The organism is Paenibacillus sp. (assembly GCF_035645195.1).
Classification (GTDB): Bacteria; Bacillota; Bacilli; order Paenibacillales; family YIM-B00363; genus Paenibacillus_AE.
Genome location: NZ_DASQNA010000013.1, coordinates 137,681 through 160,454 on the forward strand (window position 1 = coordinate 137,681; position 22,774 = coordinate 160,454).

At 61.2% G+C, this 22,774-nt stretch carries 22 protein-coding genes; 5 read left to right on the forward strand and 17 right to left on the reverse strand.

Going from position 1 to position 22,774, the window contains the following annotated elements; translation table 11 throughout:
* Positions 1–6: 6 nt before the first annotated feature.
* Complete coding sequence (locus tag VE009_RS06140; RefSeq protein WP_325006512.1) at positions 7–444, reverse strand: hypothetical protein; 438 nt, start codon at positions 442–444, stop codon at positions 7–9.
* A 156-nt stretch (positions 445–600) separates the two neighbouring features.
* Positions 601–864, reverse strand: coding sequence for a YlbG family protein (locus VE009_RS06145; protein ID WP_325006513.1), 264 nt, complete (start codon positions 862–864; stop codon positions 601–603).
* Positions 865–894: 30 nt separating this feature from the next.
* On the opposite strand from VE009_RS06145, the gene VE009_RS06150 reads away from it, so the two are divergent.
* A complete protein-coding gene (locus VE009_RS06150) occupies positions 895–1,908 on the forward strand; it encodes an asparaginase (protein ID WP_325006514.1) in 1,014 nt (337 codons plus the stop codon).
* Positions 1,909–2,017: 109 nt separating this feature from the next.
* Here VE009_RS06150 and VE009_RS06155 read toward each other — a convergent pair whose 3' ends face one another.
* The 5 genes from VE009_RS06155 to VE009_RS06175 all read right to left on the reverse strand — a co-directional run bounded on the left by VE009_RS06155 (position 2,018) and on the right by VE009_RS06175 (position 7,802).
* Entirely contained in the window at positions 2,018–2,464 is a 447-nt protein-coding gene (locus VE009_RS06155; RefSeq protein ID WP_325006515.1) for a YlbF family regulator, read from the reverse strand.
* A 67-nt stretch (positions 2,465–2,531) separates the two neighbouring features.
* Positions 2,532–4,316, reverse strand: coding sequence for a helicase-associated domain-containing protein (locus VE009_RS06160; protein ID WP_325006516.1), 1,785 nt, complete (start codon positions 4,314–4,316; stop codon positions 2,532–2,534).
* Positions 4,313–6,043 carry a DNA repair helicase XPB gene (locus VE009_RS06165; RefSeq protein WP_325006517.1) on the reverse strand — a complete coding sequence of 577 codons (1,731 nt, stop codon included), beginning with the start codon at positions 6,041–6,043 and terminating at the stop codon, positions 4,313–4,315. Before VE009_RS06165 ends, VE009_RS06160 begins: the two co-directional genes overlap by 4 nt.
* Before the next feature lie 99 nt (positions 6,044–6,142).
* Positions 6,143–6,601, reverse strand: coding sequence for a CBS domain-containing protein (locus VE009_RS06170; RefSeq protein ID WP_325006518.1), 459 nt, complete (start codon positions 6,599–6,601; stop codon positions 6,143–6,145).
* A gap of 49 nt (positions 6,602–6,650) precedes the next feature.
* The gene (locus tag VE009_RS06175) at positions 6,651–7,802 is read right to left on the reverse strand and encodes an amidohydrolase (RefSeq protein WP_325006519.1); all 1,152 of its coding nucleotides are present in this window, start codon (positions 7,800–7,802) and stop codon (positions 6,651–6,653) included.
* A 169-nt stretch (positions 7,803–7,971) separates the two neighbouring features.
* On the opposite strand from VE009_RS06175, the gene VE009_RS06180 reads away from it, so the two are divergent.
* Both VE009_RS06180 and ftsW read left to right on the forward strand, forming a co-directional pair.
* Complete coding sequence (locus tag VE009_RS06180) at positions 7,972–8,316, forward strand: YugN family protein (protein WP_325006520.1); 345 nt, start codon at positions 7,972–7,974, stop codon at positions 8,314–8,316.
* 12 nt (positions 8,317–8,328) lie between these two features.
* A complete protein-coding gene (gene ftsW / locus VE009_RS06185; protein WP_325006521.1) occupies positions 8,329–9,534 on the forward strand; it encodes a putative lipid II flippase FtsW in 1,206 nt (401 codons plus the stop codon).
* 68 nt (positions 9,535–9,602) lie between these two features.
* Here ftsW and VE009_RS06190 read toward each other — a convergent pair whose 3' ends face one another.
* The 5 genes from VE009_RS06190 to VE009_RS06210 form a co-directional block, all read right to left on the reverse strand.
* Positions 9,603–9,983 (reverse strand): Asp23/Gls24 family envelope stress response protein, encoded by a 381-nt coding sequence (locus VE009_RS06190; RefSeq protein ID WP_325006522.1) that lies wholly within the window; start codon positions 9,981–9,983, stop codon positions 9,603–9,605.
* A 106-nt stretch (positions 9,984–10,089) separates the two neighbouring features.
* Positions 10,090–10,389 carry a YlaN family protein gene (locus VE009_RS06195; protein ID WP_325006523.1) on the reverse strand — a complete coding sequence of 100 codons (300 nt, stop codon included), beginning with the start codon at positions 10,387–10,389 and terminating at the stop codon, positions 10,090–10,092.
* A gap of 171 nt (positions 10,390–10,560) precedes the next feature.
* On the reverse strand, positions 10,561–10,803 hold the full coding sequence (locus VE009_RS06200; protein ID WP_325006524.1) for an HPr family phosphocarrier protein: 243 nt from the start codon (positions 10,801–10,803) through the stop codon (positions 10,561–10,563).
* A gap of 74 nt (positions 10,804–10,877) precedes the next feature.
* A complete protein-coding gene (locus tag VE009_RS06205) occupies positions 10,878–11,993 on the reverse strand; it encodes an aminopeptidase (RefSeq protein WP_325006525.1) in 1,116 nt (371 codons plus the stop codon).
* Between the two features lie 116 nt (positions 11,994–12,109).
* Positions 12,110–13,528: a sensor domain-containing diguanylate cyclase gene (locus VE009_RS06210; protein WP_325006526.1), complete on the reverse strand. Its 1,419-nt coding sequence runs from the start codon at positions 13,526–13,528 to the stop codon at positions 12,110–12,112.
* A 353-nt stretch (positions 13,529–13,881) separates the two neighbouring features.
* Between VE009_RS06210 and rpsD the strand changes: the two genes are divergently transcribed.
* Entirely contained in the window at positions 13,882–14,481 is a 600-nt protein-coding gene (rpsD, locus tag VE009_RS06215) for a 30S ribosomal protein S4 (RefSeq protein ID WP_325006527.1), read from the forward strand.
* A 668-nt stretch (positions 14,482–15,149) separates the two neighbouring features.
* Here the strand turns inward: rpsD and tyrS are convergent.
* Complete coding sequence (tyrS, locus tag VE009_RS06220; RefSeq protein ID WP_325006528.1) at positions 15,150–16,409, reverse strand: tyrosine--tRNA ligase; 1,260 nt, start codon at positions 16,407–16,409, stop codon at positions 15,150–15,152.
* 134 nt (positions 16,410–16,543) lie between these two features.
* On the opposite strand from tyrS, the gene VE009_RS06225 reads away from it, so the two are divergent.
* Positions 16,544–19,639 carry a transglycosylase domain-containing protein gene (locus tag VE009_RS06225; RefSeq protein WP_325006529.1) on the forward strand — a complete coding sequence of 1,032 codons (3,096 nt, stop codon included), beginning with the start codon at positions 16,544–16,546 and terminating at the stop codon, positions 19,637–19,639.
* A gap of 72 nt (positions 19,640–19,711) precedes the next feature.
* Here the strand turns inward: VE009_RS06225 and VE009_RS06230 are convergent, their stop codons facing one another.
* The 4 genes from VE009_RS06230 to VE009_RS06245 form a co-directional block, all read right to left on the reverse strand.
* Entirely contained in the window at positions 19,712–20,410 is a 699-nt protein-coding gene (locus VE009_RS06230) for a 5'-methylthioadenosine/adenosylhomocysteine nucleosidase (protein WP_325006547.1), read from the reverse strand.
* Between the two features lie 47 nt (positions 20,411–20,457).
* Positions 20,458–21,459, reverse strand: a complete 1,002-nt coding sequence (gene ccpA / locus VE009_RS06235; protein WP_325006530.1) for a catabolite control protein A — start codon at positions 21,457–21,459, stop codon at positions 20,458–20,460.
* 230 nt (positions 21,460–21,689) lie between these two features.
* Positions 21,690–22,097, reverse strand: a complete 408-nt coding sequence (locus VE009_RS06240) for a hypothetical protein (RefSeq protein ID WP_325006531.1) — start codon at positions 22,095–22,097, stop codon at positions 21,690–21,692.
* Between the two features lie 119 nt (positions 22,098–22,216).
* Positions 22,217–22,741, reverse strand: coding sequence for a type 1 glutamine amidotransferase domain-containing protein (locus tag VE009_RS06245; protein ID WP_325006548.1), 525 nt, complete (start codon positions 22,739–22,741; stop codon positions 22,217–22,219).
* Positions 22,742–22,774 lie beyond the last annotated feature (33 nt).

Consider the following 22,774-nt stretch of genomic DNA (forward strand, 5'->3'; position numbering starts at 1 on the left):
AAACGATTAACGCCGTTTCCGGCTGTTTTTGATCAGCGTCATTCGCCGCGAATGGCGCAGCCACGAGTAATATGTCCGGAGGTCGCGAAGCTCCATCGTTTCGGACATGCGCCCGAGAAACGTCACGACGATCATTTTGTGCAGCGGGTTTCCCATCAGATCGCGGTGTTTGTCGGAAGGAGAAAATTCCGCGACGAACACGAGGTCGTCTTCTACGGTGTATACGTCCTGCTCGTTCCGATAATACGATTTGACCGTGCCGTTCTTAAGGTGTTCCCAAAGAAATGCGCAAATATCGTCGGTCCCCGTCTTCTCGGTTTCGACCCGGTCCATCCAACGCGATCTGGCATGGTTGGTGACGATGATGTCCGCGACTTTTTTATCGGCGAGCTGCACGTAAAATGATTCGTAGGTGCTGTATCGATCCATTTTTTTGTCTTTCATCCGTCATTCCCTCCATTCCATGAACCGCCGCGCAAATGTTAACGACGTTTATATCTTTATATTACAGTATCTTACGGGAATTTCCAGATAATTTGAAACGCACAAAAAAATGCCCCCGAATGCAAAGAGGGCATTGCAAAAAAGTCAAAAATATGTCTAGTAAGAGTAGAAGCGCGTTTTGTCCGGCATATTACTATTATATTCCGTGCGTATTTCGCCGCGGTACGAGCGCTCTACTTTCTTTACGTAGGGCAGCCGTTGTATACTTTTCATCGTCTCCTCCGCGCGGTCGCTGTTGACGTACAGCACCGCATAATTCATTTTGCGGGAGATGTAATGGAGCGACCCGTACTTTTCCAAATTCCGCCCCGGCTTGGCGTCGCTCAGCCAGACGATGAAGCCTGTGCGTTCTGCGAACATGGGATCCCTCTTTCTTAAGGAGAATGATGAATGACCAAAGTTTCGATTCCGCTCGTTACCTTAACCCGCGGCCCGCTCGCCGAGTGCGTGCACCGGGGGCATATCGCCGTCGTCGCGGCGGACGGCCGCGTCGCGTCCGCCGCGGGCGATCCGCATTACTTGACGTTCGCAAGGTCGGCGGCCAAACCGCTGCAGGCGGTGCCCGTCGTCGCCTCCGGCGCGGCGGATCGGTTCGGCCTCGCCGCGGACGAACTCGCGCTGCTGTGCGCGTCGCACAGCGGCGAAGCGCGCCACGTGGAGGCGGTCGCCCGCATTCTCGCGAAGCTCGGCCTCGACGAGGCGCATCTGCAGTGCGGGGCGCATCCGCCCTATCATAAGCCTTCCGCCTCGGCGCTGCGAGCGGCGGGCGATGCGCCGCGGGCGGCGCACAACAACTGCTCCGGCAAGCATGCCGGCATGCTGGCGCTCGCCTTGCAGCTCGGCGCGTCGACGGACGACTACAAGCGTCCGGACCATCCCGCGCAGCGGGCGATGCTGGATTCGTTCGCGTCGTTCGCCGGCGTGCCGGCGGAGTCGATCGCGCTCGGCGTCGACGGCTGCGGCGTGCCGGTGTACGGCGCGCCGCTGTCGGCGCTCGCGCTCGCGTACGCCCGGCTCGGCACGCCGCGCGGCGACGGAAGCGCGATGGATGCGGCGCGCCGCGTCGTGGCGGCCGTGCAAGCGCATCCGGAGATGCTCGCGGGCACGGACCGCTACGATACGCAGCTGATCCGCGCCTCCGGCGGCCGGGTCGTCGGGAAGATGGGCGCCGAGGGCGTGTTCGCCGCCGCACTCGTCGGGGAAGGGCTCGCGCTCGCCGTCAAAATCGAGGACGGCGCGCAGCGCGCCCTGTACCCCGCCGTAACGGAGGCGCTGCTCCAGCTCGGCTGGATCGATGATACGGCCGCCGACGAGCTGGCGGAATTCCATAAGCCGGCGGTGCGCAATTGGAGCGGAGAGGTCGTCGGGGAAACCGTGCCTTCGTTCCGGCTCGAGCCGGCTTGAAGACGTGCCGGCCCGCGGCCGATCCGAAAGCCCCAAGGGACTGCTGCGGTTAGGGTCTAGGTCTGGTCTTGGGGCAGAGTCTGGTCTTGGGGCAGAGTCTGGGCCCGAGTCAGCCCCCGCAGCCGCAGCTGCCGCCCGACCCGCAGCCCGCGCCGTGCTTCGGCAGCGGGTCGTTGCCCGGCACCTTCACCGACTCGGACACGGCGTGCGCGATCGTGACGGAGACGTCGTACAGCAGCTCGTCGAGCGCCTTCTCCGCGCGCTTGAATTCGCGCGCCGCCTCCACCGTTTCGAGCTCGGCCTCGAGCGCTTTGACCGCGTCGAGCGCCTCGTGGTAATTCGGATGGTAATGCCCGAACCGCTCGCATTCCTCGAACCGTTCTCTCGCCTTCGCCATCCTCATCCGAAACTTCAGGACGTCCGAATCCTGCTCCATTCGTCCCTTCCAATATAAATAATCGGCCATCTCCCGAGAGCGCAGCAGCGCTTCGGCGAGTTCGCCCGTTTTGTCCAGCAGCAAGGCAAAATCCAAGGCCTCGCGTTCCTTCACACTCATGGATTTTCACCTCGTCCTCAAGCTATAAGATCACGGTACTTATCATACCATGAATCGTTGTTGCGCACTAGGCTTGTTCGGGCACCAGCAGCTGCGCCTCGCCGCACGCCGCCGCCGTCACGCTCGCTTCTTCGCCGTCGATGTAGCCCTGCGCGACCCAATCGGCGCCCGACGGCGCGACCCGCTTCGGCACGAAGTCGACCTCGCGGCCGTCGACGACGAGGCGCACCTTCGTCCGGACGTCGATCGCCGCTTCCAGCAGCTCCCTCGTCGTGGACGCATGGTACTTGCGCAGCGAGCGCAGCCACGCCTGCGGCACGGCGGCGAGCTTGTCCCGCAGCGGCTTCGTCCCTTCGGGCGACGGATCGAGCGGGAACAACGCCGCGTTGCGCCGCGAGTAGACGATGCCGGACGGCGCGGACCGGCGCGCCGCCTCCTCCGGCTTCGCGGCGTCCTCGGACGGCTCCATCGCCGCCGGCGCCCGCTCCCCCGCTTGGCGGAGGGAAAAGCCTTGCCGCTGCAGCCGGTCGGCGAGCGCCTTCGCCTTGGAGCGGTCGACGATGAAATCGAGCTCGCCGAGCTGCGCCACGAGGCAGGCGGACAGCTCCTCGTCGCCGCGGATGTACGCCGCGTCCTTCGCGTCGCGGCAGCGCAGCAGCGTGACGTCTTCCAGCGTCACCGCGCCGTATGCGGCGCTCCACTGCCGCAGCGCCGTCTCGACCGGCTCCGGCACGCCGTAGAGCGCATGCGCTTTCAGCGCGGCGAGCAGCCGCTCCGGCTCCCGGCCGCGCGCGAGCGCTCGCTCCCAGCTCGCCTTCGTCAGCCGGTAGCGGTCGACCGTGTCGCCGCCCGCATATTCCGCGCACGCTTCGAGCTCCCAGCGCGCGGCGAACGGCGCCGTCGGCGGCACGATGACGTCGAAATCCGGCTGCACGTACCAGCCGTCGTCCTCGTCCGCGCGCTGCGGCTCCGGACGGCGCACCGCCGGCCCGTCCGCGCACGCGCCGAGCTCGAGCAGGCCGAACGCCGCCATCGGCCCCGCCCAATACGCGGCTATCGCCTCGCGCGCCTCCTCCTCCGTCCGGCCGTTCGTCGGCACGCCGGCCGCGAGCAGCGCGTCCGCGAGCCGCCGCAGCGAAAACCAGCGCCCCGCGGGCAAACCGCGAATCGCGGCCGCGGCGTGCTGCAGCCATACGTCGGCAGGCGTATATACGTCCCACCACAGCGCGGTCAGCTCTTCTTGAATGGCGCCGTTCGGCCGCGCGAGCCAAGCGGCGATGCGCTCCGGCGCCGGTTCGACCGCGCCGGGGCCGGGCCGCAGCAGGCCGAGCCGGAGCGCCGCGTCGAACAGCACGGCAAGCGGCTTGTCCAGCTTGTCGCGGTGTAAATAATCGACGGCAAGGCCCGCCAAATCCTCGTTCGCGACGTCGATGCGCGAAGCCAGCCGCTGCACGTCCTTCTTGTGGAACGTGCCCTTCTGCGTCAGCGTCAGCCCGTTCGTCGCCGCCTCCGCGACGAAAAACAGCAGCAGCTTCGCAAATCCCGCCTTCGGCTCGTACGACGGCTCGACCGCCTCCTCCGGCGTGGCCGCCTCCCGCAGCCCCGGCGCGAACACGGCCTGCCAATCGGCGAGCAGACCGGGCGCGAGCGTATGGATCGTCTCGCCCCACGCCTTCCGCCGCGTCTCGACGATGCCGCGCCCGCGCAGCCGCTCGATGCCGAGCTCCGCCTCGTATCCGGTCAGCCGGCCCCGGCTCGCGCGCTCGAGCGCGCCCGCGTCGAACGGCTCCTCGGCGAAGCGGAGCACGATCCACTCCAGCGTCCGGCGCTCCGCGTTCGTCAATTCGTTCATCCCGCCTGCTCCCCTTCCGTCGGCGCGGCTTCCGCCCGCCGTTCTTCTTCGAGAAACTGCTCCCACTCGACGCTCCGGTACCGGTACCCTTGCTCGACCAAAAACAGCTGCCGCTTCAGCGCGAAGTCGAGCTCCTTCGTCTCCGCCGACACAAGCGCGTAAAAATAGGCCGTATTATCGGTCGACTTCGGACGCAGCACGCGGCCGAGCCGCTGCGCCTCCTCCTGCCGCGAGCCGAAGCTGCCCGACACCTGAATGGCGACGGCGGCGTCCGGCAGGTCGATCGCGAAATTCGCCACCTTCGAGACGATGAGCACCTCGATCTCCTTGTTTCGGAACGCCGCGTACAGCCGCTCCCGCTCCGCGGAAGCCGTCTCTCCCGTAATGAGCGGCGCCCCGAGCTCCTGGGACAGCCGCTTCAGCTGGTCCAAATATTGCCCGATGATGAGCGCGGGCGCGCCTCGGTGCCTCGCGAGCAGACGCTTCGCCGCCGCCAGCTTGTCCGGATTTTCGCCCGCGATGCGATGCTGCTCCCGCGAGCCGCTCTTTCGATACGCCTCCATCGTCTCCGGCGCCATCGGCACCCGAATTTCCGCGCATTCGACCCGGGCGATCCACCCCTGCCGCTCGAGCCGCTTCCACGGCACCTCGAGCCGCTTCGGGCCGACGAGCGAGAACACGTCCTCTTCGTGGCCGTCCTCCCGCACGAGCGTCGCCGTCAGGCCGAGCCGGCGCGTCGCCTGAATGTCCGCCGTCGCCCGGAACACCGGAGCCGGCAGCAAATGCACCTCGTCGTAAATGACGAGCCCCCAAGGCCGCTCCCGGAACAGCTTCATATGCGAAAATTCGTCGCTCTTCGTTTTCCGGTGCGTCAGCATTTGGTAGGTGGCGATCGTCACCTGCCGCACCTCTTTGCGGTCGGCGCCGTATTCGCCGATCTCGTCTTCGGTGAGCGTCGTCTTGTCGAGCAGCTCCGCGCGCCATTGCTTCACCGACGTCGAGTTCGTCGTCAGAATGAGCGTCGCCCGGCCGAGCCGCGCCATCGCGCCGATGCCGATGACCGTCTTGCCCGCGCCGCACGGCAGCACGAGCACGCCGCTGCCGCCGGACGCGGCGCCGCCGCGGTAGAACGCCTCGACCGCCTCTTCCTGGTAATCGCGCAGCGCGAACGGTTTGCCCGATTCCCGAAGCGTCGCCCGCAAGGCGATCGGCACCGGCTCCCCCTCTTGATATCCGGCCAAGTCGACGACCGGGTAGCCGAGCCGCATCAGCTCCTGCTTCACCGCGCCGCGCTCGATGAGCCGAACGGCGATCGCGTTTTTCTCGGCCGCCGGGCTCGGCTCCCAGAACGAACGCAGCGCGTCGTAGGCCGCGATTCGCTTCAGCACGTCGGCGTCCTCGCACCGCAGCACCAGCTGCTTGCCCGCGCGCTCGATGCGGACGAGCCCGTACCGGTTGACGTACGTCCGAATATCGCGCACGACGCCGGCCGGCACGCCGAATTTCGCATACGCCGACAGCGCTTCGACGATATCGTCCGCCGTCAGCCCGGCCGACGCCGCGTTCCACAGCGACAGCGGCGTAATGCGGTACGTATGTAGACCGTCCGGACTTTTGCGCAGGTCCGCGAACGCGGCGAGCTTCTCGCGGGCCGCTTCCGCCAGCGGGTGCCTCGACTCCAGCAGAACGGTGAAATCGTTTTGCACGATCAACGGTTTTTCCTTCACCCTCGTGAGGCCTCCTTCCGCGCGGGATGAACATCCCGAAAGTTGTCGTTACGAAAAAATCCGTTTTCCCGAAGGAAAACGGAGCAGCGGGTTCGGCCGTTAGTTCGTGCCGATCGTATGCTTATGCTTCTCGGAAATTTCGCTGAGCGCCGCGCCCGCTTCCTCCTCGAGCGTGGAGCGCACCGCGAGGTCGCCGATCGCGACGACGCCGACGAGCTCGTTGCCTTCGACGACCGGCAGGCGGCGGATTTGGTTCTTCGCCATAATTTTCGCCGCTTCGTCGACCGACGTCGTCGGGGGAACGGAGACGACCTCTTGATCGCTCATGACTTCCTTGACCGCGGTTGAGCCGGAATGCTTCTCCGCGTAGCCGCGAACGACGAGGTCGCGGTCCGTCACGACGCCGATCAGCTGCTTGCCTTGAACGACCGGGATAAAGCCGATATCGTGCTGCTTCATCTTCAACGCGATTTCGTAAATGTTATCCTGCAACGTCACCGTGACGATGTCGGTTTGCATAATGTCTTTCACGGTGCGCACATTTCCGTTTGCATTCATGTCGTCAATCCCTCCTCCTTCTTAGCGTTCCCGGAGAAGGGGAATCCATTCACCGTTTCGTCGCGAGATCGAACAGCAAATCGACGCTCGTTTCGAGCGCGCGCTCGTCGATGTCGAACAGCGGGTGATGGTGCGGCGCTTTGACTTCGTCGTTGCCGGCGCCTACGAACAGGAAGCATCCCGGCACTCGTTCCAAGTAATACGCAAAATCCTCGCCGGCCATCAGCGGCTGGCAAACGTTCACGTTCGCGTCGCCGAACCGCTCCCGCGAGAGCGACAGCACCCGCTCCGTCGGTTCGGCGTGGTTGACGACCGGCGGGTAGCCGAACTGGTAGTCTAGCTCGTATTCGGCGCCGAACATGCCGCACGTCGCCTGCAGCACCTGCTCGAGCCGCGCCCTCGCATGCGTGCGGCTCTCCGGCGTCATCGTCCGAACCGTGCCTTCCATTCGGCACTCCGAAGCGATGACGTTGAACGTCGTGCCGGCGTGGAACGAGCCGATCGAGATGACGTTCGGCAAAATCGGGTCCGTGTTTCGGCTCACGATCGACTGGACGTTGACGACGAAATGCGAGCCGATCGCCACCGCGTCGATCGCTTGGTGCGGCAGCCCGCCGTGCCCGCCTTTGCCGACGATGCGCAGCGTGAACTCGTCGGACGCCGCCATGAGCGGACCCGGCGCCGTGTGCACCGTGCATGCCGGGAACTGCGACCATAGGTGAATGCCGTAAATCTCGTCGACGCCCTCGAGCGCCCCGTCTTCGATCATCGCCTGCGCGCCGCCGGGCGGCATTTCCTCGGCCGGCTGGAACAAGAGCCGCACCGAGCCCGACCACGCCGCGCGTTCGTCGGCGAGCCTTTCCGCCGCGCCCAGCAGCGCCGCCGTATGCCCGTCATGCCCGCAGGCGTGCATGACGCCTGGCACCGTGGACGCGTATTCCGCACGCTTCTGGTCCTGGATCGGCAGAGCGTCCATGTCCGCGCGAAGCGCGATGCGCTTGCCGCTTCCCCCGCCGCCGTCCAAATCCGCCACGACGCCGTGGCCGCCGACGCCGGTCCTCACGCGCCAACCCATCGCTTCGAGATGCCTGGCCACGAACGCGGACGTCTCTTTCTCCGCGTACGACAGCTCGGGATAGCGGTGCAAATGCCGCCTCCATTCGATCACCCGCTCCAGCGTTTCCTTGCGCGTACCGTTCAACTCGACCGACTCCTTCCGCGTTTCCGATAACGTATCTATGTACATATAGTAACAGATTTGTAACTTTCCATCCCGCAAATAGGTTGCGTTCCATGGTTTATTCATAATATCATGAGGTTGTCACTTCCCGCGAGTGTAACGCGGATCTGGTCCACAGGAGGAATGCAAGTTGATCATCGAGGACAGCGGCCTGAAAGGCCTGCAGGCGGAATTGGCCGACTTGGACGAATCGTCCGAAAAGCTCGGATTCGTGCGTTGGCAATGGGAATATTACCGGGCGACGTACGACTTGAAAATCGAAGATAACCCGAACCGCGAGGAATATTTCCTTCGGATCAACGCGAGAGCCGTCGAAGGCAAACTGGAGAACCCGTCCGCCGTATTGGCCGTCGAGGACGTGTACATCGGCAAAGCGTCGTTCCCGCACGGGCTCGACTACGAGTCGCCGGTGCCGGACGCGGTCATGAAAATCGCGAAGCAAAAGCTTGCCGCGCTGAAGCAGCTGCTTGCGTAACGGTAGGCGTTCATGATGGAGCGGAGAGGGACGCCGGACTTCTTCTTGCTGTTCATGACCATTCTGCTCGTCGGCTTCGGCATCGTCATGGTGTTCAGCGCCAGCGGGCCCGAAGCCGCCTACCAGCATGGCGACGCGCTCTTTTACACGAAGAAACAAATCGCGGCGGCGGGACTCGGCCTCGTGCTGATGCTGACGCTGATGAATATCCCCTATCTCAAGTGGAAGAAAGGGTACCTCCCTTTCTTTTTCGTCGTATTGGGACTGCTTCTCTTCGTGCTCGGACAAGACGCCGGGAACAAGCCTAAGAGCTGGATCGATCTCGGCTTTTTCTCGCTGCAGCCCGCGGAATTCGCGAAGCTGTCGATCATTTTGTATTTGGCTTCGCTTATTACGCGCAAGGGAGAGAAATTCGAGAGATTTCGCAGCGGCCTCTTGCCCGTCGCGCTCGTCGTCGGCTTCGTCGGCGGCCTCATACTGATGCAGCCCGACTTCGGCACGACGGTCGTGTTCCTTTCGTGCAGCGCGATCGTCATCGTCGCGGGCGGCGCCAATTTGCGCCACCTGCTGCTCGGGGTCGTCGCGCTGGCGGTGGCCGGCGCGCTTTTCTTCGGCGGTCAGCTGATCGGCGGCGGGGACGACGAACCCGGCTACAAGGCCAAACGGTTTGAATGCTATCTGAATCCGTGGGACGATCCCCAGGGCTGGTGCTGGCAGCACGTGCAGGCGGACATGGCGTTCGGACACGGCGGGCTGACGGGCGCGGGCTTCGGTCAGAGCGTGCAGAAGCTATTTTACTTGCCGGAGGCGCAGAACGACTTCATCTTCGCAATCATCGGGGAGGAATTCGGCTTTCTCGGCGTATCGGCGTTCTTGCTGCTGTACGTCGCTTTCCTTTGGCGAGGCATCATCGTCTCGCTGCGCTGCTCCGATCCGTTCGGGACGTTGGTCGGCATCGGCATTATCGGTATGTTCGGCATCCAAGCGTTCATCAACATCGGCGGGGTGACCCGCACGATTCCGATGACCGGCATCACGCTGCCGTTCATATCGGCCGGCGGTTCGTCGCTGCTCGTCAGTCTGATGAGCATGGGCATCCTGCTCAGCGTATCAAGGGACAACGGAACGACCCCAACGAAGCCGGCGCGCGGCGCCCGCTCTTCGAAAACGTCGCCCGTCTCCCGAGTGCCGGAGCATGTGCCCGCCATTCGATCGTAAACAAAAAAAAGAAAGCTGCCGTTCGCTCGGCAGCTTTCTTGTCATCTTGGGCCCAAGATGTTGGTTCGTTACCTGACCCGCGGGTTCGCCGCCGGCTCCTCCGGCTCTTCGTCGGGAAGTTGCACGCCCTCCACCTTCACATTCACCTCGACGACCGTAAGGCCGGTCATCGTCTGCACAGCCTCTCTTACGCGTTCCTGCAGCTGCCAGCAAACATCGTGAATGGCGACGCCGTAATGGACGATGACGCGTAAATCGATGGCCGCCTCGCGTTCGCCGACCTCGACCGATACGCCCTTCTGCGCGTTCTTCCCGGATAGGCGCTTCGCCCATCCTTCCGAGATGCCTCCCGACATCGCCGCGATCCCAGGCGTCTCGAGCGCAGCCAAGCCCGCAACCGTAGCGACCACATCGTCCGAAATGCGAATGATGCCGCTGCTCTCCGTCACTGCAACTCACCTCTTCCCGTTAGCTGTAGTTCCATTGTAAAGGGTTTCCCCGAAGCCTGCAACTGCGCTTCGAACAAAAACAAAGCGGCCCCGTCCCGGGACCGCGTCACGCGTTCAAGTTCTGATTGACGGCGAGCGCCTCGTACAGCTGCGCCAAATTCCGCTCCAGCTTGACGAGCAGCTGCTTGCCTTCGGCTTCCTGCAGCAACCCGGCCCGTACGGCGAAATCGATCTCCCGGGACAGCCCGTACATCTGCGTGTCCAGCACTTCCTCGTACAGCGGGCACTTGCGCGTCGCGAGGTTTTCCATCTGCACTTGGATCAAGTTTTCTATCTTGTTCGCATCCTCCTGCAGCAGCTGCAAAGCCTTCTGCGACAGTTGGGACATCCATTCCGAAGACGTCATGCCGCGTTCCCCCCACCCGATAAAACGATGATAGCTTTATATTAGTCGAAAACGCCCGTACATACAAGTTGGGAAGGGCTAGAAGGTTCATAGACGCCGAACGGCCGCCATGCGGGTCGCCCGCTGACGGCCGTTCGGGTATAGAGGTTCGACTATCGATCCGGCGTATCGTTACGCTTGCTTCACGCTCAAGCCATGCTTCGCGAACACTTCGGCCATCGCCTTCTTCGCTTCTTCTTCGTCCGGACCATGCACGTGAAGCTCGTAGTCGCTATCGGAAACCAGCGTCGTAAACAATCCGAGAATGCTCTTTACATCGATGTACTTATTATCGAATTGCAGGACGATGGAAGATTTGAATTTCCCCGCCGTTTGTGCGATATCCACAATTGCAGCATTCTTATTGGTCGTCATCGCAGTCGCCTCCATAACATTTTGTGACAGCTTTCCTTTATCATACTGCCGCGGTGGTCTGGAATCAAGAAGATTTATTTGAGGTTTTCCGGATTGAGCCCCTCTAACTCCGGAACGACGAAACGGCCGTCTTTCCGGATCAAGCGATCGTCGAACCAAATTTCGCCTCCGCCGTACTCCGGACGCTGAATGAGCACGAGGTCCCAATGGATGGAAGACCGGTTGCCGTTGTCCGCTTCCTCGTACGCTTGGCCCGGCGTAAAGTGCAAGCTGCCGTCGATTTTTTCGTCGAACAGCGTATCCTTCATCGGATGCTGGATGTACGGATTGAAGCCGATGCTGAATTCGCCGATATAGCGAGCGCCTTCGTCGTTGTCGAGAATTTCGTTCAGCTTCTTCGTGTCGTTGCTCGTCGCTTCGACGATTTTGCCGTTTTCGAACCGGAAGAAAATGTTCTCGAACGTAATGCCGGAATATACGCTCGGCGTGTTGTACCGGATCGTGCCGTTCACCGAGTCGCGAACCGGCGCGGTGTACAGCTCGCCGTCCGGCAAGTTTTTGTCGCCGACGCATTTGACGTTCGGAATGCCTTTGATCGAGAACGTCAGGTCGGTGTCAGGGGACACGATGCGCACTTTGTCCGTTTTGCTCATCAGCTGGGACAGCGGCTCCATCGCTTCCGCCATTTTGGCGTAGTCGAGCGTGCAGACGTCGAAATAAAAATCTTCGAACGCGTCGGTGTTCATGCCGGCGAGCTGCGCCATCGACGGGCTCGGGTACCGCATGACGACCCACCGCGTATGCCGCACCCGCTGGTCGAGATGCACGGGTTTGTAATACGTCTTTTCATATAATCCGAGCTGCCCGTCCGGCAAGCCCGACAGCTCGCTCGCGTTTTCTCCGGAGCGGACGGCGATGTAGACGTCCATGTCTTTCATGCGCTGCAAATCGAGCGACGCCCAATGCTCGAGATTCTCTTTCGTCATCGATTTGAGCAGCGTGCGCTGCACGGCGCGGTCCGTCAGCTGGACGTACGGATGTCCGCCCGCCTCGTGCACCTCGTCGATGATGCTTTTGAGCAATTCGCGCTCCGGGCCGATCATTTCGATAAGAACCCGCTCGCCCTTTTGCACCTTCGTCGAGTATTGGACGATCGTTTTCGCCAATTTTATGATCCTGGGATCTTTCAAGAGACGTTCCTCCTTCGGCCTCGGGCAGCCGTATGTATGAGCGTAGATACGCTCCTTATTGTAGCATAGCCGTTTTCGGCGGAACAACTAAGGGAGCCCCCGTCGAAGAGCTCCCCTTATCCGACCCAATATTGGTTTTTCCCGTTATGCTTGGCTGCATACAACGCCATGTCCGCTTTATAAAAAAGCGTCTCGACGCTCACCTTATCGTCGTTCTGGCTCCACTCCGCGATGCCGCACGATACGGTGACCTGCGGATCCGTTTCGCGCTCGACGCGGCTGCGGATGCGCTCGGCGACTCGCTTCGTCTGCTCGAGCGTCAGCTGCGGCAAATAGATCGCCAGCTCTTCCCCGCCCCATCGGGCCGCGATGTCGCTGTCGCGGATGCAGGAGCGGACGATGCCGCTCACTTGCCTCAAAATTTGGTCGCCGATCTGATGGCCGTACGTATCGTTGACCAGCTTGAAATTGTCGATGTCGACGACGATCAGCGATCCCCGCAAGTCTCTCGTCTGCAACGCGTGCACTTGTTCGTCCAAGTAGCGCCGCGCGTACAGCCCGGTCAAATTGTCCGTGATGACCATCCGGTTCAGCTCCGCGTGCAGCTGCGCTTTCATGATCGCGAGGCCGATGTGGCCGGCCAGCACGCCGAGCAACTTATAATTGTCGTATGTGAAGTAGTTCGGCTGCGCATGGGTCACGAGCACGGCGCCGACGACCTCGTCGTTGACGAGAATCGGCGAGGCGATCAGCGACCTCGATCCGGTCGCTTCCATCAAGCGCGACTCGATCCGCGCGCTCTTCTCGTAATCCGAAACGATGACGGGTTCCTTCGTCCGCTGCAACAGCCCGGCGAAGCCGTAATCGATGGGGAACGTCTCGCGCACCATGGAATCCAAATTCGTCGCTTGGACGACGAACGTGCGCTCCTTGCGATCCAGCTCCAAAATGCAGGCGAAATCGGCTTGGAACACGTCGATCAGCTCTTTGCAGGCATATTGGAACACTTCCGATTCCTGCAGGCTTTGGTTCAGCCGTTTCGTAATTTCGTTGATCAACCGAAGCTCCGTCACGAGCAGGTTCGACTGCTCATACAGCTTGGCGTTCTCGAACGCCGCGCCCGCCGTTTCGCCGAAGCCGCTCAAAAACTCGACGTTCTCTCTCGTCAGCGGCCGGCTTTCGGCAATTACCTCGATCACGCCGTAGACGCCTTGGTTTCCGATCAACGGCACGGCCGCCGAATAAGCCGAATCATCGCCGGCTCCCGCTGCCTCGGCCGATCCGCCGAGCACGAGCCTGCCTTCCATGAACGCTTGCGTGCTGATATCGTTGCCGTCGTTGCGAAAGACGAGGGGCAAAATCGGAGCGTCCGAGAAGGTCGTGTCCTGCGACATATAGACTTGGGAGACCGCGAACGGCAAATGCTCGCCGAGCAAGGAAACGATCTGTTTCAAGACGCCGTCTGTCGACTGCTGCAAAAACAATGCGCGGCTTACATAGTACAACGAACGATAAAAGCTTTCCGCGCCGTTCATTGCTTTCCCTCCATCCGCGACAGGACCGCTCCGTCCGTTTTTCGTACTCACAACATTGTACTATATTTTTTGGCGGACATGCACAACTATCGCCGAAAATTCGAACTTTCCCGATGCTGGAATTTGTCTTGACATCACACTGCTTTTTCAAGTAAAATGTGTAGTCGAGTACGTTAGTTGAGCTCTTCGTGTTACCCTCCTGTACCGCCTTGCCGGGCCAGCGGCTGAACTCGCCCGATAAGCGCATGCGTCGCATGCCTGCGGACAGGCGCAAGAAGTATCGACTTTCGGAATCCTATACAGAAACTACGGAACATACATTATTTCCATTTGACAAAGGAGCAACATGAACTATGGCACGTTATACAGGTCCGAAATTTAAATTGAGCCGCCGCCTCGGCATCTCCCTCAGCGGCACTGGCAAAGAATTGAAGCGCCCGTTCCCTCCGGGACAACACGGTCCGGGACAGCGCCGCAAAGTGAGCGGCTACGGCCTCCAATTGATGGAGAAGCAAAAGCTTCGCCACATGTACGGCTTGAACGAGAAGCAATTCGCGAACTTGTTCGATAAAGCTTCGAAGATGCAAGGCATCACGGGCGAGAACTTCATGATTCTGCTCGAGAGCCGCCTGGACAACCTCGTTTACCGTCTTGGCTTCGCGAACTCCCGCGCCGGCGCACGCCAGCTCGTATCGCACGGCCACGTAACGGTTAACGGCAAGAAGGTTGACATCGCATCCTACCTCGTGCAGCCGGGCGACGTGATCGGCCTGCGCGAAAGAAGCCGCGGTCTTTCCTCCGTGAAAGAAGCGATCGCGAACCGCAACTTCCTGCCGAACTACCTCGAGTTCAACGAAGCTGCGGTCGAAGGCAAGTACGCTCGCCTGCCGGAGCGCTCCGAGCTCCCGCAAGAGATCGACGAGAAGCAAATCGTCGAGTTCTACAGCCGCTAATCATTGCAAACCGGTTTCGCCTTCGGGCGGAGCCGGTTTTTTGCGTTGATGCGGCTGCCGGCGGCGGCTCGGGTCGGGCGCCCGCGCACCCGTTATGGGAAGCGTGTATGCATAAGAAGATAATACCCTTCCCTTCTTTTGCATACTCCCTTCCCATCTTGCCTGCCGCGGCGGCTCTCCCGAACGCCCGCGCACCCGTTATGGGAAGCTTGTATGCATAAGAAGATAATACCCTTCCCTTCTTTTGCGTACTCCCTTCCCATCTTGCCTGCCGCGGCGGCTCTCCCGAACGCCCGCGCACCCGTTATGGGAAGCGTGTATGCATAAGAAGATACTACCCTTCCCTTCTTTTGCGTACTCCCTTCCCATCATTCGCGCGACGACGACGGCATAAGCACGCGTGGTGGTGGGGCGGCACCTTCGTCCGCTCGCACCGACGCTTCCGCCGACCGAGGAGCGCAGGACATCGCGGCGCCCCCCACCTGCACCGCCAAGCACGCAAAAGAGCGGCCCGCCATCCGGCGAACCGCTCCACTCCCTCGCCAACGCACCGACGCCTCCGCCGACCGAGGAGCGCAGGCCATCGCCGCGTCCCCGCACCTGCACCGCCAAGCGCGCAAAAGAGCGGCCCGCCATCCGGCGAACCGCTCTTTACCTACCTATCCCGCTCAACGCTCCACGCGGAGCCGCAAAAACTTCCTCTTGCCGACCTGAATGATGTCGCCGTCGCTCACGACGAGCTCCGCGTTCGGGTCGGTCAGCTTCTCCTCGTTCAGCTTCACGCCGCCGCCTTGCACCGTCCGCCGCGCTTCCGAGCTGGACGGCTGCAGGCCGCTGACGACGAGCAGCTTCACGAGGCGGATCGCGCCGTTATCGAGCTCCGAAGCGGGCAGCGCGAACTCCTCGATCTCGTCCGGCAGCGCGCGCTGCTGGAACACCGTGACGAAGTGGCCTTCCGCCTCCTTCGCCGCCTCCTCGCCGTGATACATGCGCACGATCGTCGACGCGAGCCGCATCTTCGCGTCCCGCGGATGAACCGCACCGTCCGCGAGGCCCTGCTTCAGCGCTTCGATCTCCTCCGTCGGCACGTCGGTCACAAGCTCGTAGTATTTGATCATCAATTCGTCCGGGATGCTCATCGCCTTGCCGTACATCTCTTTCGGCGCCTCGCTGATCCCGATGTAATTGCCGAGGCTTTTGCTCATTTTCTGCACGCCGTCGAGCCCTTCGAGCAGCGGCATCATGATCGCCACCTGCGGCTCCTTGCCGTATTCCTTCTGCAGCGTGCGTCCCATCAGCAGGTTGAACTTCTGGTCCGTGCCGCCGAGCTCGATATCCGAATCGAGCGCGACCGAGTCGTAGCCCTGCATCAGCGGATAGAAAAACTCGTGGATCGAAATGGGCAGGCCGTTCGCGTACCGCTTCGTAAAGTCTTCCCGCTCCAGCATGCGCGCGACCGTATATTTCGCGGAGAGCTGTACGACGTCCGCGAACGTCATCGGCGCTAGCCATTCAGAGTTGTACACGACGTCGGTTTTGGCCGGGTCCAAAATTTTGCCCAGCTGCTCCTGGTACGTCGCCGCATTGCGTTTCACGTCTTCGTCCGTCAGCTGCTTACGCGTCTCGGATTTGCCCGTCGGGTCGCCGATCCGTCCGGTAAAGTCGCCGATCAACAGCTGCACGCGGTGCCCCAAGTCTTGGAATTGCCGCAGCTTTTGCATAACGACCGTATGACCGATATGGATATCCGGCGCCGTCGGATCGAGGCCGAGCTTCACCTTCAGCGGCTGACCGGTCCGAATCGAGCGGGCCAGCTTGGCGCGCAGCTCCTCTTCGGGCACGATTTCGGCGGTGCCGCGTTGAATGAGCCGCAGCTGGCGTTCCAGCTCGGCTTGCTGTTCGGCGGTTAATTCGATTGGCTTGTCCATGTGTGTCGATCACTCCTCATCAATCTCCAATATATAGCACAACCGCCGGTACGAGTCAACCGCGGGACTAGCGAACGATGTGCGAACGCCGCCCGCTATGTTATAATGTGGATGGAATTTAGGGAGGTACTGTCATGTCCGAAATGAATCAGAAGTTCCCCGACGAGCGCGAAGACGCGAAGCCCGCCAAGCGGACGAAGCGGATGCCGCTGTGGGCGAGGGCGACGCTGGGCGTCCTGAAATGGACCGTGCTCCTCGGCATCGTCGGCGGGGTAACCGCCGGAGCGGCCGTCACCGGCTACGTCTCGGCGCTCGTGCGGGACGACGAGGTGCGCAGCCGCGAAACGATCGTGGCGGCCATGCAGCAAAACACGGAAACCGGATTCGTGTATTTCCGGGACGGAACGGTCATCGGACAGCTGCGGACGGAAGAAGACCGCAGGCTGATCGAATACGAGGATATCCCTCGAATCGTGGAAGACGCCGTCCTGGCAACGGAAGACGAGGAATTTTACAATCACATCGGCGTCGATTTCACCAGCCTCATGCGCGCGGTGAAAGAGAAAGTCATGAACGAAAAGGTTCAAACGGGCGGCAGCACGATCACGCAGCAGGTCGCAAGGCGCGTGTTTCTGAACTTGGACCGAACCGACAGCCGCAAATTCAAGGAAATTTTTCTCGCGCTGCGGCTCGAACGGTTCATGACAAAAGAAGATATCCTTGCCGCGTACTTAAACAAAATTCCGTTCGGCAACGGCTCGTCCGGATACAATCTGTACGGCATTAAAGCGGCGGCCACCGGCATCTTCGACAAAGATTTGGACGAGCTGAACATCGCGCAAGCGGCTTACTTGGCCGGATTGCCGCAGCAGCCGTCGACGTTCTCCGCCTTCACGAGCAAGGGCGAGTTCGACGAAGAAGGCTTCTTGAAAGCGAAGGAACGCCAGGAACTCGTACTTTATCATATGAAGCGGACCGGCAAAATTACGGATGCTCAATACCAAGAAGCGCTCGCCTTCGACCTGAAAGCGAGCCTCGCGAAGCCGAAGCCGAAGGCGTACGCGACGTATCCGTACTTAATGCTGGAGGCGGAGCGCCAGGCCGCGGAAGTGTTGCTGAAGCTGAACAACCCGGAGCTGACCGACGCCGACCTTCGCAAGCCGGAAGCGAGGGAGTCGCTCGAGGAGGCGCGTCAGACGCTGCTTCGCGGCGGCTACAAGATTTACACGACGATCGACAAAAACGTGTACGAGGCGATGCACCGCGTCTCGGACAATCCGGATACGTTCTCGAAAGACCACGAGAAGAAAGGCGTCGAACAGGTCGGCGGCGTGTTGATCGACAACACCACGGGCGCCATTCTCGGCATGATCGAAGGCCGCGACTTCTATCTCGAGCAGATGAACCACGCAACGCAGATGCTGCGCCAGCCGGGCTCCGCGATGAAGCCGATCGCCGCGTATTTGCCGGCGCTCGAATCCGGCGCCATCCAGCCTGGCGACGTCATCGACGACGTGCCGCTGATTCTGCCGGACGGCACGAAAGGCGTACATATCCCGCGCAATCACGACGGGCGATACCACGGCTTGCTTACCGCGCGGGAAGCGCTCAACCAATCGTGGAACATTCCGGCGCTGAAGCTGTTCCTGCAAGACGTAGGCATCGAACAGGCGTGGGAGTTCTCGAAAAAGCTCGGCATCTCCTCCCTGACGGAGAGCGATTACCACGCGCAAACCGGCGTCATCGGCGGGCTCCAGTACGGCGTATCGGTCGAAGAGCTGACGAACGCGTACTCGACGATCGCCAACCAAGGCCTGTATCGCGAATCGTACATGATCGAAAAAATTACCGATTCGAACGACCGCATCATCTTCGAGCATAAACCGGAACCGGAGCGCGTCTTCTCCGAGCAGACCGCGTATCTGATGACCGACATGCTGCGAACCGTCATTACGAACGGCACGGCGAGAACGGTGAAAAACCGCTTCGAGCACGAGGACAAGGTGCCGATCGTCGGCAAAACGGGCACGACGTCCGACAATTTCGACCTTTGGTTCGTCGGCTACACGCCGGACGTGACGCTCGGCGTCTGGATCGGCTACGATCAGCCCGCCGAGCTGACGGATGCGAACCGGGCGAAATACGTGTGGTCCGACGTGATGAACGAGCTCGTCGCATCGAAGCCCGACCTGTTCGTGACCGAGGAATTCCCGAAGCCCGAAGGCATCGTGTCCAAAACCGTCTCCCGCGTGTCGGGACTGCTGCCGAACGAACTGGTGCTTCAGGAAAAGCTGACCGTCACCGACATCTTCAACCGGGAGTTCATTCCGACGCAGCAGGACGACGTATTCGGCCTCGCCGACGTCGTGCTGGTCGACGGCAAGGCGTATGCGCCGCAGCCGGGCACGCCGGCGGATATGATCCGCAAATCGCGCGTCGTCCGCCGCGAAGTGCCGATCGCCGACCTGATGAAGCAAATCGAAGAAGCGCTCGCGAAGCTTCCGGAGAAAAGCCGCCGGCCGCTCTCCTCCTACCGGCCGACGGACGGCTACGCCGATGCGCCGAGCGAGGTCGACCCGCGCGTCGAGAACGGGCAGCCGCCCGCCCCGCCGCCCTGGATCAAGCTGGAGAAGACGAGCGACGGCGTGCGGGTGCAGTTCGGCGCCAGCTACAACCAAGACGTCGCCGGCTATCGCGTCTACCGCTCCGTCGACGGCGGCCCGTTCGAGCAGCTCCCGAGCAAAACGGTGCTGAACGGCGACGAGCTCGCCTTCACGGACGCGGCGAACCCGGATCGGCTTTATGCCTACTACGTCGTCTCCGTCGATATCGCCGGGCACGTCTCCTCGCCAAGCCAAACGGTGTACAACGGGGAACCGTTCCCGCTCCTGCCGCTGCAAACGGACGGTACGGACGGCGGAGACAACGGGGACGGCGAAGACGGCCCGATCGGGGACGCCGGCGCGCCTTCCGCGCCCGCGCGGCCGGAAGCGTCCGCGCGCGACCTCGGCGTTCGACTGTCCTGGACGCCGAACGCGCCGGAAGAGAGCGTCGCCGAATATCGGGTCGCATATGCGCCGGAGCAAGCGGGACCGTACAGAACGATCGGCAAGACGAACGCGCCGGAATTCGAATATTTGACGTTGACGCCCGCAGGATGGTACCGCGTCATCGCCGTGAACGCGGCCGGCGAATCGTCTCCTTCCGAAGCGGTTCACTTTAATCCATAACCCCTTAGACGAACAAAGAGGCTGTCGAGCGAATCATCGCTTCGACAGCCTCTTTCGTTGCGCTTGTTTTGGTTACGCCTCGAGCATCCGCTCGACGATCGCCGCGGACCGCTCCGCGGCCAGCTTCGTGAACTCGGGGAAATTCACGTGCGCCGAGCCGTCCGCCTTATCCGACATCGATCGCAAAATGACGAACGGCGTGCCGTTCAACCGGCACACTTGGGCGACGGCCGCTCCCTCCATCTCGACGCAGACGCCCTCATGCTCGCGATGCAGCGCGGCGACCGTCTCCCGATTGGCGACGAACTGATCGCCCGACAACACGCGCCCGGAGCGCGTCAGCCCCGGGAATAAGCTCTCCCCGGCTTCGAGCGCCGCACGGATCAAATCTTCGGACGCCGGGAACACCGATTCGTCGGAAAACGGAATTTGCCCTTTCGCGAAGCCGAGCGGCGTCACGTCCATATCATGCTGCAGGCAGTCGGTCGACACGACGATGTCGCCGATGTTCAGCTCCGGATGCAGCGCGCCGGCAACCCCCGTAAACACGATCGCTTCGACGCCGAACGTATCGATCAAAATTTGCGTGCATACGGCCGCGTTCACCTTGCCGACGCCGCATTTGCAGACGATCACCCGTTTGCCGTTCCATTCGCCTTCGCGGAACCGAATGCCCGCTTTCACGGTTTCCTTCTCGCCTTCCATGCGCCCAAGAAACCGCTCCACCTCTTCGTCCATCGCTCCGATGAGCCCGATCGTTCGATATTGCAATTGTGCCACGTTCCTCTATATCCCCCTAGGCAAAAAAATAGGGCTCATTAAGCATGAGCCACAGATTTACGCATAATGGTTTCGTGCGGAAGCACGACGACCGGATTCGATACCGGCTCTTTCTTCATCAGCTTCGTCAGCAGACGCATCGAAACCGCGCCGATGTCATACATCGGCTGCGCGACCGTCGTCAGCTGCGGACGCACCATCGACGCCATGCGCGCATTGTCGACCGAGATGACCGCGATGTCTTCCGGCACTCGGAGGCCGGCGTCTTGAATCGCGTGAATCGCGCCGATCGCCATTTCGTCCGTCGCGGCGAACATCGCCGTCGGGCGGTCTTCGAGCTGCAGGAAATACTGCATCGTCTCGAGACCGGACTCGTACCGGTAGTTGCCTACGCGAACATGCGACTCGCGGAACGGAATGCCGGCTTCCTCGAGCGCGCGCTTATAGCCCTGGTAACGAGCGAACCCGTTGGACGGATCCTGCAGGTTGCCGCTGATCATGCCGATGCTGCGGTGACCGTTGTCGATCAAGAGCTTCACCGCGTCGTACGCCGCCGCTTCATGGTCGATGTCGACCGACGGCATAATTCGGTTCGCGTCGGTCGTCGCGCAAAGCACGATCGGCACCGACGTGCGGAACGCCTCGATGTGCTCGTCCGTTACGACGCCGCCCATGAAGAGGAGTCCGTCCACCTGCTTCTCCAGCAGCGTGTTGATTACGCGGATCTCTTTCTCCTTCTTCTTGTCGGAGTTGCACAAGATCATATTGTAATGGTACATATTCGCGATATCTTCGATCCCCCGGACGACTTCCGAATACATCGTGTTAGAGATGTCCGGGATGACGACGCCGACGGTCGTCGTCTTCTTGCTTGCCAATCCGCGGGCGACCGCATTCGGGCGGTATCCCAACCGTTCGATCGCTTCGAACACTTTCTTCCGGGTTTGCGGCTTGACGTTGGGGTTATTGTTCACCACCCGCGAAACTGTCGCCATCGATACTCCGGCTTCCCGAGCCACGTCGTAAATTGTCACTGTCACGAGCATTCTCTCCAATAATGATTATTTGTAGAAATGAACAACGGCAAGTAGACCAACGCCGGCTAACGGACTCCGGAACTACACCTGTTTCAAAACTGTTTCGTGTTTTATAATTATTTATGATACGACAAAAAAATACTTTTCGCAATGATTGCCATTTTCACGCATGTCGAACGACGCATACGCCGGAAACGATGCGCCCCGCAAGGGGCGTTCGCCGCCGGCTATATTTATGTAGCGATGCTGCCCTTCGCGATCTGGGACAGCCGCTCCCGAATTTCGTTCGACCATGGTTCGTCGCCAAGAGACTGCGCAAGCAGCAGCAAATCGAGCAGCTCGTTCACCCGATCTTTGACGATCTGTTCCACCGGCGTATGCGCCCGTTCCTTCTTCGTCGCCTCGAACAGCAAAAACGCAAGCTCGTTCGTTTCCTGGAAAGGGATATGCTGACTTTCCGGATTGCGGCCGAGCTGCCGAATGAGCTCGCTCAGCTCCTGTTTGACGTCCTGCAGCACTTCGCTGCGGTCGCAGCGGACGCAGGAATAAATCGGAACGTTATCAATTTTGACTTTGTTCGAGAAGATCACCGTACGAAGACGAATCGACATCGTATGCCCGCAAGAACAACGCTTTTCCAAACCGAGCCCTCCTAAGAGCCGTTACACGCGGCCCGCTCTTCGTGCCTCTCTATGTATTCGAGGCCCCTCGCGCATCTCCTGCCGTAAGGCTCATAGAAGTTCTTGGAATCGGAAGCGGTTTACCGCGCGGCCAGCGCGTCGCAGAACGCTTTCGCGTACGGCGGGAGATCCGGCGGACGGCGGCTCGAGACGAGGTGTCCGTCCACGACGACCGGCTCGTCGAGCCAAATCGCGCCGGCGTTTTCCATATCGTCGCGGATGCCGGGCGTCGATGTGACGCGCTTGCCTTGCAAAATTTTCGCGGAAATCAGCACCCAGCCCGCATGGCATATTTGGCCGATCGGCTTTCCTAGCTCGTCCATGCGGCGGACCATCGCCAGCACCTCGGGATAGCGGCGCAGTTTATCGGGCGCCCAGCCGCCGGGCACGAGCAGTCCGTCGTATGCGTCGATGTCGACCTCTTCGAACGAGAGATCGGCGGTCGCCGGCACGCCGTATTTGCCCGTATATTGAAACCCTTTTTTCGCTCCGGCGAGCACCACTTCGGCACCCTCCTCGCGAGCGCGGTACACCGGATACCAAAGCTCCAAATCCTCGAATTCTTCGTCGACGAGACTCAGCACCTTTTTCCCGTTCAAACGCATGCCGTTCACCGTTCCTTTCTCTTTCAAATCGTA